Source organism: Actinomycetota bacterium (assembly GCA_040905475.1).
GTDB lineage: Bacteria > Actinomycetota > AC-67 > AC-67 > AC-67 > DATFGK01.
Window position 1 is genome coordinate 1 of sequence record JBBDRM010000033.1, and the last position, 1,568, is coordinate 1,568.

Here is a 1,568-nt window from a genome sequence, read left to right on the forward strand (position 1 = left end):
GCCCAGCGGAGGTCGGGGCATTACAGCAGCATCGGCAATCGCTTCGACGCCGCGAGTACTTCCCGAAGGGCACCGATCTCGACAAGATCAGCCGAGACCAGCTCCACCACGTCGCCGCCGAGATGAACGGCCGCCCCCGCAAGTCCTCGGCTGGCGCACCCCCGCAGAGGTCTACGCTGACACCGTTGCAATGATCGCCTGACCGCGCCCTACCTCCCTGGATGAGGAGCACCTACACAGACCATCTGACACCCCCCATGCTCGTCAACGCCCGTCACGTGAAGAACCTCCCTGGCCGCAAGACCGATGTCTCCGACGCGGCCTGGCTCGCCGGTCTCGGCGCTCATGGACTCGTGCGTGGATCGTTCGTCCCGCCCCGAACCGATCCGCCCTGCGAGACCTGACACGCACCCGCACCGCGATCACCCGCGATCGCGCCCGGGAGATCCAACGACTCGAGAAGCTCCTCGAGGATGCCGGCATCAATTTGTCCTCGGTCGCCAGTGACATCACCGGCGTGTCGGGCCGGGCCATGCTCGCCGCCCTGATCGCCGGCGAACGCGACCCGGCACAGCTGGCCGATCTGGCCAGACGACGGATGCGGTCCAAGATCCCCGAGCTCACCGAAGCCCTCACCGGCCGGTTCGGTGCGCACCACGCCTTCCTGGCCCGGCTCCACCTCGACCTCATCGACCAGCACACCGCGGCCATCGACGGGCTCACCGCCCGCATCGAGGTGATGATCGAACCCTTTCGCGGTGCCCGGGACCTCCTCGTCACCATCCCCGGGATCTCCACCGGTGTCGCCGACGCGACCGGAGCGGACATGAGCCGGTTCCCCAGCGCGGGACACCTCGCGTCGTGGGCGGGGACCACCCCAGGGAGCAACGAGTCCGCCGGGCGGATCAAGTCCACGCACACTCGGCCCGGCAATCCCTACCTGAAAGGCGCCCTCGGAGTCGCAGCAATGTCAGCCGCTTGACCGCGCCCACCTACTACTCAGCCAGGTACCGGCGCATCGCAACACGCCGGGGACCCGTCAAGGCCATCGTCGCCGTCGAACACGCCATGCTCATCGCCATCTGGAACATGTTGAGCACCGGCACGCTCTACTGCGATCCCGGCGACGACTTCTACACCCGGCTCAACCCCGACAAGGCCAAGAACCGCGCCCTCGATCAGCTACGCAAGATGGGATACGACGTCACCCTCAACCCCCTCGCCGACGCGGGGTAACAAGGAATCTTCGCATCAGCCCAGAGCTTCTCGGGCTCGCCGCCGCACGCCTCGACCGATGGGAGCAGCAGCGATGAGCCTGCTCGCCCCGACCGTTCAGGCGTTCTTCACCGAACGCCTGATGAGCCAACGCAACGCCAGTCCCCGCACCATCGCCTCCTACCGAGACACCCTGCGACTTCTGCTCTCGTTCGCTCAGGCCAGGACCGGGACCGAACCGTCACGCAACTGCAATATCTCCGTTACGGAGACGCACATCCCGCAGCCGCTCATGCGCGCAGGATGAGGAACCTGTCCGCGCCCCCTCGGGTGTTGTCGTGCTCGTCAGCCCG

The 1,568-nt window shown here is 67.0% G+C and carries 3 pseudogenes; all 3 read left to right on the forward strand.

What is annotated here, in order from left to right:
* A pseudogene (locus tag WEB06_03205) lies at positions 1-202 on the forward strand (hypothetical protein).
* Positions 203-257: 55 nt separating this feature from the next.
* Positions 258-1,236 (forward strand): annotated as a pseudogene (locus tag WEB06_03210) (IS110 family transposase).
* A gap of 73 nt (positions 1,237-1,309) precedes the next feature.
* Positions 1,310-1,462: pseudogene (locus WEB06_03215) on the forward strand (site-specific integrase).
* The last annotated feature ends 106 nt before the right edge of the window (positions 1,463-1,568 follow it).